This window comes from Algibacter sp. (assembly GCF_049667265.1).
Classification (GTDB): domain Bacteria; phylum Bacteroidota; class Bacteroidia; order Flavobacteriales; family Flavobacteriaceae; genus Algibacter_B.
In genome coordinates this window covers 1-8,529 of the sequence record NZ_JBATHX010000476.1, presented here as the reverse complement: position 1 = coordinate 8,529, position 8,529 = coordinate 1, and the positions used below count along the sequence as shown (strand labels likewise).

The 8,529-nt window shown below is 33.0% G+C and carries 9 protein-coding genes; 8 read left to right on the top strand and 1 reads right to left on the bottom strand.

Features of this window, described 5'->3' with window-relative positions:
* A partial coding sequence (locus WBN21_RS16385; protein ID WP_424202181.1) for a pyridoxine 5'-phosphate synthase occupies positions 1-121 on the bottom strand: 121 nt, incomplete at its 3' end.
* Between the two features lie 177 nt (positions 122-298).
* Between WBN21_RS16385 and WBN21_RS16380 the strand changes: the two genes are divergently transcribed.
* The 8 genes from WBN21_RS16380 to WBN21_RS16345 all read left to right on the top strand — a co-directional run.
* Complete coding sequence (locus WBN21_RS16380) at positions 299-958, top strand: acetoin utilization protein acuB (protein ID WP_424202179.1); 660 nt, start codon at positions 299-301, stop codon at positions 956-958.
* A gap of 9 nt (positions 959-967) precedes the next feature.
* A complete protein-coding gene (locus WBN21_RS16375) occupies positions 968-1,855 on the top strand; it encodes an NAD kinase (protein WP_424202177.1) in 888 nt (295 codons plus the stop codon).
* Positions 1,856-2,176: 321 nt separating this feature from the next.
* Positions 2,177-2,863 (top strand): DUF6089 family protein, encoded by a 687-nt coding sequence (locus tag WBN21_RS16370; RefSeq protein WP_424202175.1) that lies wholly within the window; start codon positions 2,177-2,179, stop codon positions 2,861-2,863.
* A 1-nt stretch (position 2,864) separates the two neighbouring features.
* The gene (locus WBN21_RS16365) at positions 2,865-3,605 is read left to right on the top strand and encodes an isoprenyl transferase (RefSeq protein WP_424202173.1); all 741 of its coding nucleotides are present in this window, start codon (positions 2,865-2,867) and stop codon (positions 3,603-3,605) included.
* A complete protein-coding gene (gene bamA, locus WBN21_RS16360; RefSeq protein WP_424202171.1) occupies positions 3,538-6,219 on the top strand; it encodes an outer membrane protein assembly factor BamA in 2,682 nt (893 codons plus the stop codon). The genes WBN21_RS16365 and bamA overlap by 68 nt, the downstream gene beginning before the upstream one ends.
* 209 nt (positions 6,220-6,428) lie before the next feature.
* Positions 6,429-7,388, top strand: coding sequence for an OmpH family outer membrane protein (locus WBN21_RS16355; RefSeq protein WP_424202169.1), 960 nt, complete (start codon positions 6,429-6,431; stop codon positions 7,386-7,388).
* A gap of 30 nt (positions 7,389-7,418) precedes the next feature.
* Positions 7,419-7,919 (top strand): OmpH family outer membrane protein, encoded by a 501-nt coding sequence (locus tag WBN21_RS16350; protein WP_424202167.1) that lies wholly within the window; start codon positions 7,419-7,421, stop codon positions 7,917-7,919.
* Between the two features lie 137 nt (positions 7,920-8,056).
* On the top strand, positions 8,057-8,529 hold a 473-nt coding region (locus WBN21_RS16345), incomplete at its 3' end, for a glutamate racemase (protein ID WP_424202165.1).

Below are 8,529 nucleotides of genomic sequence, written 5' to 3'. Positions count from 1 at the left end.
TAACGCCCTCTGCACCAAAACGTTGTGCATCTTTTGCAAACTGAACCACATTGGGCACATCGCCACCTCTTGAATTTCTTAAGGTCGCAATCTTATTAATATTTACACTTAGCTTTGTCATAAATCTATTTTAAAAGACAAAAATACAAAGTAGAACAGGCTTAGATACTATTTTTTTGATTAATTTGCAGTTCTATTTATTGACACGATAAACCAAGCTTAACCATAAATTTAATTTGAATTTAGTAAATTGATTAGCGAACTACATTTGAGAGAATTAATGAAATAGAAACCACAAATGAAACTTTCACAACTTATAATAAACGACATAAAACCACTAAATAACTCTAGTAAAACAAGTGATTTGCAACAAATGTTTAATCAACTTACGTTTTCTCATATCCCTTTTAAAAATAAAAGTGGCGCCTATTTAGGTTGTTTCTCAGAAGCTGATGCCCATTGCTTTGATAGCGGCAAACCCATTAGTGAGTATTTATACGCATTGGAAGATTTTTTTGTTAGAAACAATACCCTTTGGTTGGATGTTTTAGAAGCTTTCGCGGTAAATTCAGCCAATATTATGCCCGTTTTAAATGAACAAAACGAGTACTTAGGCTATTATGAACTTAATGATGTTATTAGTTTGTTTAGCGAATCACCTTTCTTTTCAGAAGCAGGCGGCATTCTTGTTGTTGAAAAAGGAATTAACGACTATTCATTTAGCGAAATTAGCCAAATTGTAGAATCTAATGGCGGCAAACTTCTAGGTGCTTTCATTTCAAAAATGAATACTGATTTGGTTCAAGTTACTTTAAAAATTGGCAACGCAGGACTTAATGAGGTCATTCAAACTTTCCGACGTTACAGTTATAATATCATTTCTGGTCATGAAGATGATGGTTATGTTGAAACCCTAAAGGAGCGGTCAGATTATTTAAGGAAATATTTAAACATGTAAATCTATTTTATGAAGGTTGCCATTTTTGGACGGTATTATAATGTTACAACACCAACATCGGTTGAAACCCTTGTTAACTATCTTAAAAACCAAGGTATTGAAGCCTATATTGAAACGGAGTTTTATAAACTTATTGATATAGAAAATCATAATATAAAGGACTACCACAAATACAAAACCTTTACCGAGCTCGATGCCAGTTTCGATTTATTAGTAAGCATTGGCGGCGATGGTACCATTTTAAGGGCCACCATGATTGTTAAAGATTTGGGTATTCCTATTATAGGCATAAACACAGGCCGGCTTGGCTTTTTAGCAACCATACAGGTAGATGTTATAGAAGAAGCTATTCAAGACATCATCGACGGAAAATACAGAATTTCAGAACGCAGCCTTTTAAGTGTTGAAACATCCTCTGGGAATAAAGATATCGAGGCCATGAATTTCGCTTTAAACGAAATATCGGTAAGCAGAAAAAACACAACTGCTATGATTACCATCGATACCTATTTAGACGATGAATTCTTAAATTCCTATTGGAGTGATGGACTAATAGTATCCACACCAACCGGCTCTACAGGCTACTCATTAAGCTGCGGCGGGCCAGTAATAACGCCGGGCTCAAATAGCTTTGTGCTAACACCAATAGCGCCGCATAATCTTAGCGCGCGCCCATTAGTAATCCCAGACTCTACTGAAATTCACTTAAGAGTAAACGGCCGCGAAAAGCAACATTTAATTTCCTTAGATTCCAGAATCGCGACCCTAGATAACGGAACACTTATTAAAGTAAAAAAGGCAGACTTTAAAATTAAAATGATAGATCTTTTAAATGAAAGCTTTTTAAACACTTTAAGAAAAAAATTACTTTGGGGAGAAGATAAGCGGAATTTATAATTTTTGGGCGTTACCACAAGGGTCGGGCTTTACGTTACAATCTTTTTTGCTTCTCACCTTGACCGCAGTCGAAAGGCCTTTTCGTTAAGCAAAAAAGGATTTCCTCTGCAATTCCTAAAGCGGGTTTGTCTACCATCAAAGTTTTTAGTCTCAATCTCAGTTCACTTTTGTTAATATCATCATTATCATTAATCTTCAGTCATCTATTCTATCCAAACAACAACAATATTTTAAAAGAATTTCTGTTTTAAACCATACAATTCAGTTCAAATTATATTTGACTAATCTTATTTAATTATATTTGCAAACTTTTGAATATTTATGAGGCAATTAACCATATTGATATTAAGCATTTTAAGCATCCAATTAGGTACCGCACAAATTAATGAAATTGGTGTTTTTTTAGGAGGTAGTAATTTTATAGGTGATGTTGGTGCTACCGATTATATTTCGCCGAACCAATTAGCCATTGGAGGCATTTATAAATGGAACAGAAGTAAAAGACACTCCTATAGAGCATCCATAATATTTAGCGATTTAAAAGGAATAGATAGTAAATCAGATGATCCTAGGCGCGTACAAAGAGGGTATGAGTTTTCAACTAAAATCACAGAATTGTCATTAGGAATGGAACTAACTTTTCTAGATTTCAACCTTCATTCAGGCGAAAAACTAGGAACACCCTATTTATTCACAGGAATTACCTTAGCTTATCATGATAATCACTACTTTGCAAATAATGTTCAAACCCCAGAAAACACAGCGAGTTGGGCGTACGGTATTCCTATGGCTTTAGGTTTTAAAACCAATTTCATGGAAAACTTTATACTAGCGGTTGAGGTAGGGGCACGGTATACATTTTCAGACGAATTAGACGGAAGCTTACCTGATGCAAATGAATTGCAACCATTCCGATTTGGAAATATTAATAATAATGATTGGTATATGTTTACAGGAATAACACTTACCTATACATTTGGGGAAAACCCTTGTTATTGTCAAGAATAAAATGGATTTAAAAAACAACGTACTTAAAAAAGCACTACCAAAACACATTGCTATAATAATGGATGGTAATGGACGTTGGGCTAAACAACAAGGTATGCTGCGTGCTTTTGGTCATGAAAATGGTACAAAATCTGTAAAACAAACCGTTGAAGCTTGTGCAGAATTGGGCGTTGAAAATTTAACGCTGTATGCGTTTTCAACCGAAAACTGGAACAGACCAAAACTAGAAGTGCAAACTTTAATGAAACTTTTAGTGTCTGCTTTAAAAAAAGAAATAAAAACACTTCAAGAAAACAATATTAAACTCTCTGCAATTGGGTCATTAAATACCTTACCAAAAAAAGTATTTAAAGAACTTTCTGAAGTTATGGAAAGCACCAAGCAAAATACGCGAATGACTTTAACACTTGCTCTTAGTTATGGCTCAAGAGAGGAAATCATAAACACTGTTAAAGAAATCAGTATTAAAGTTAAAAATAATATAATTTCAGCTGAAAATATTGATGAATCAATTATAAATGAGCATCTTTACACGCGAAATTTACCAGATGTAGATTTGCTTATCAGGACAAGTGGTGAGCAGCGCATTAGTAACTTTTTGTTGTGGCAAATTGCCTATGCCGAATTATACTTTACAAGTGTATTATGGCCAGATTTTACGAAGCAACATTTGTATGAAGCTATTATTGAATATCAAAAAAGAGAACGACGATTTGGGAAAACAAGTGAACAACTTAGTTAATAAACTACCTACAAATACATATTTAAAGTACGGTTTATCAATATTATTTTTTATCAGTTACTTTAATATTATTGCACAAAGTGAAAATTTCAGTATAGGCGGAAAATACACTTTGGCTGAAATTACCGTTGCTGGTAATACCACTTTTAGCGAGCAAACTATTATATCTTACTCAGGTTTAAGAAAAGGTCAAGAAATTACTATTCCTGGTGAAGACATTGGTAATGCCATTAAAAAACTTTGGAATTCTAAATTATTTAGTGACATTGAAGTATATGTTATTAAAATAGAAGACAATGTGGCTCACCTTCAAATAAAATTAGCCGATTTACCACAACTTAACGAGTTGAAAATTAATGGCGTTAAAAAAGGTAAGCAAGAAAGTATCATTACCGAAAATAAATTAAAAAAAGGAACAAAGGTTACCGAAAATCTGATTACTACTACCAAAAACTTCCTTGAAAAAAAATACAAAAAAGACGGCTTTCTTAATACTAAAGTACATATTAACACCATTGAGGTAAAAGATACCATAGAGACTTCTAGGGTAAACATGGTGCTTAATATTGATAAAGGTGAAAAAGTTAAAATTAAAAATATAACCTTTAATGGAAACGATGTTTTAAGTGATAAAAAGCTTAGAAAAAGTATGAAAGGTACTAAGCAAATCAATCCTATTAGAATTTTAAAGCGTTCAAAATATATTGATTCTTCTTATCAAGCAGATTTAGGTCATGTTGTTGATACGTATAAAGAAAATGGCTATAGGGATGCCAGAATCTTATCTGATAGCGTTATCTATAATGATGATAAAACCATTTCGCTTCAAATTAATGTGAACGAAGGAGAACCTTATACTTTTGGTAATATTACTTTTATAGGAAACACGGTTTATACAAACGAGCAATTAAACAGGCTATTACGTATTAGAAAAGGAGACACCTATAATGGTATTTTGTTACAAGAGCGAATTGCAGATAATTCTAAACCAGACGCACAAGATATTACAAATCAATATCAAAATAATGGGTATTTATTTTCTAGTATTAACCCTGTTGAGGTAAGTGCTGTTGATAATGTTATTGATATTGAAGTTCGAATTTCTGAAGGTAAACCTGCCTATTTTAATTCTGTTAGCGTAATAGGTAATGATAAAACAAACGACCACGTTATTTATAGAGAATTACGTACACGCCCAGGTCAACTATATAGTAAAGCAAATGTGGTTAGAACGGTAAGAGAGCTTGGTCAATTAGGATTCTTTGATGCTCAAGAAATTTCGCCAAATTTCAATAATCCTAATCCTGTTGAAGGAACTATTGATATGGAATATTCGGTAAAAGAAACTGGTTCTAGCCAAATAGAATTACAAGGTGGTTACGGTGGTGGCGGATTTATTGGAACACTTGGTTTATCATTCAATAACTTTTCAATAAAAGATATTTTCAAAAAAGAGGCTTACAAACCAATTCCTATGGGTGATGGTCAAAAACTAGCATTGCGTTTACAAGCAAGTCGTTTTTATCAAACCTATAGTTTTTCATTTTCTGAACCTTGGTTAGGTGGTAAACGTCCAGTTCAATTTTCTACTTCGTTATCACATACTAAGCAATTCTTATATGATTACACAACAGGAAATGCTGATAAAAGTAAAAGCTTCAATATTACAGGTATTACTTTTGGTCTAGCTAAACGTTTGCAGGTGCCAGATGATTATTTTACTTTGTCGCAAGCTTTAAGTTATCAACGATATGACTTAAACAATTATAATACCGGCCTATTTACTTTTGGTAATGGTTTTTCAAACAACTTATCTTATACCTTTGGGCTTAGTAGAAACAATACAAGTGTAGATCCTATTTACCCAACTGGTGGTTCTAGTTTTGGGTTTTCTGCAAAATTCTCACTACCATATTCCATGTTTAATGGTGTAGATTACAAACAATTATCAGAAGATTATGATGCCGCATTGGTTCAGCGATCAGAGGCTACTAGTACTGCAGATCCAAGTTATATTGAGGCTAACAATGATATTATAGAAATTGACCAAAAAAGATATAATTGGTTAGAGTTTTATAAGGTAAAATTCTCTGGTGAATGGTATGCGCAAATAGCAAAAGACTTAGTATTAAGACCAAAAATTGAATTTGGTTTCTTAGGAGCTTATAATAATGATAGAGGCGTTATACCATTTGAGCGCTTTTATTTAGGAGGTGATGGTTTAGGTAACTTTTCATTGGATGGTAGAGAAGTTATTCAATTACGGGGTTATCCAAACCAGTCGCTTACACATTTAGATGAAACTACAGGTAGTGCATCACAAGATGGTTCAAGTATTTACAATAAGTTTTCTTTAGAACTTCGTTATCCAGTTACTTTAAAAGCATCAGCAAAAATTTATGCTTTAGGCTTTTTAGAAGGTGGTGTTTCTTCAGATACGTTTAGAGATTATAATCCATTTAATATTAAACGTTCAGCAGGCGCAGGTATTCGTATTTTCATGCCAGCATTTGGTTTATTAGGGATTGATTTTGGATATGGTTTTGATGCCTTACCAGGAGAAACTCAAAAACATGGATGGGAAACACATTTCATAATTGGACAACAGTTTTAAATAAAAAATATACTTTGGCACGATATTTTCTAATAACACAATGATGATTTGCAACAGAATTGAAATTTTTAAGATTAAAATTCGTTAATTTTGAAGATACAATTCTAAAAGCAGAAAAAATCATCTGTTATTTTAGAATTTATAGACCATAAATTATAAAATATTAACAGATGCGAAATAACGTTCTTTTTTTACTGACATTAGTTTTTATGCTTAGCTTTCATGCTAACGCCCAACGTGGTGTAAGAATAGCTTATATAGATACCGAATATATTTTAGAGAACGTTCCAGAATATCAAGAAGCAACTGCACAATTAGATGATAAAGCTCAGAAATGGAAAAATGAGATTCAATCAAAATTGACAGATGTAGAACAAAAGCGAAAAGATTTAAGTAATGAAAAAGCCCTTTTAACAAAAGAGCTAATTGATGAACGCGAAGAAGATATCACTTTTGAAGAAAATGAAATTCTTGATTATCAGCAAAAACGTTTTGGTCCTAATGGCGATCTGTTTATTCAAAAAAGACAATTGATGCAGCCTATTCAAGATCAAATATTTGCGGCAGTTCAAGATATGGCTGAAGGCAGAAAGTATGATTTTATTTTTGATAAATCATCAGATGCTGTTATGTTGTATTCAGCAAAACAATTTGATGTAAGCGAGCAAGTTTTAAGAAGTATCACAAGAACTTCTAAACGTACGCAAGCCAATTCGAAAGCAGAGCGTAAAGCAGCTGAAAGTGAAGAATTAATTCCTGAAATTAATGAGGAATTAGAAGAAAGAGAAAAAGCGTTAGAAGAAAAGAAAGCAGAACGAGAAAGTGCCGTTGAAAAACGTAGACAAGAAATTTTAGCCGCTAGAGAAGCTAAAAAGCAAGAAGCAGAGGCAAGACGTCAAAAAGTACTAGAAGATAGAGAAAAAGCAAAACAAGCAAAGTTAGATGCTAGAAATAATACAGAAGGAGCAGAGAAAGTTGAAGATGAGGTTACTGAAACTGTTAAAACAAAAACAGATGAAGGCACGAAAACTAAAGCACAGTTAATTGAAGAAAACAGACAAAAAAAATTAGCCGAAAGAGAAGAAAGAAAAAAAGCTCTTGAAGATAGAAAAAAGAAAATATTAGAAGAACGCCAACAGGCACAAGACAGTATAAACAATAACAATTAATAATTTATAACACACTTAATACTATTTAAAATGAAACAAATTAAAACTCTTTTATTAGCAATCACACTATGTTTTGCAACCGTAAGTTTTACGCAAGCGCAAAGTAAAGTTGCACATATAAACACTCAAGAATTGATTGCGGCAATGCCAGCAGCCAAAACTGCCCAAGCAGAAATTGAAGCTTTAGGGAAAACGTACCAAACAGATATTCAAGCTTCTATTACAGAGTACCAAAATACAGTTAAGCAATACGAAGCTGAAGCAGCAACAAAAACAGATGAAGAAAACCAAAAAAGAGGTTTAGAACTTCAAGAAAAGCAACAACGTATTCAACAATTTAGAGCAGATGCTCAAAAAGATTTAGCGAACAAAGAAGCTGAATTGTTTCAACCAATTCAAGAAGCTGCTATGAAAGCAATTAATGAAGTTGCCAAAGCACAAGGATACCAATATGTTTTGGATAGAGCGTCTTTAATTGTTGCCGACGGAAAAGATATTTTAGCAGATGTAAAGAAGAAATTAGGCATCTAATAATAAATTCAATAAAATAAATCTAAAAGCTGTCTTTTTAAAAGGCAGCTTTTTTATTTTTACTACATTTAGATTTTAAACCAATAAACCATTCGAAGGCAGTTGAGAACGATTATTAAAACTACTGTTTAATTAGCATGAGCAAACAACCCATTGGTATTTTTGATTCTGGGGTAGGTGGCACGTCCATTTGGCAAGAAATTTACGCACTTCTACCTTACGAGGACACCATCTATTTAGCCGATAGTATTAATGCGCCTTACGGACCAAAGGGTAAAGATGCCATTATTGATTTAAGCATAAAAAATACTGAATATTTACTCAGTAAAAACTGCAAACTTATAGTGGTAGCTTGTAATACGGCTACAACCAATGCTATTGATTATTTAAGATCAAAATACGACGTGCCGTTTATAGGCATTGAACCAGCTATAAAACCAGCTGCTTTACAAACAAAAACACATGCGGTAGGTATTTTGGCAACAAAGGGCACTTTAAGCAGCGACCTATTTTCAAAAACATCAAATCTTTTTGCGAACCAAATTCAAATTGTGGAACAAATTGGTGATGGCATTGTAGAACTTATAGAAAATGGAAAACTATATAGTGA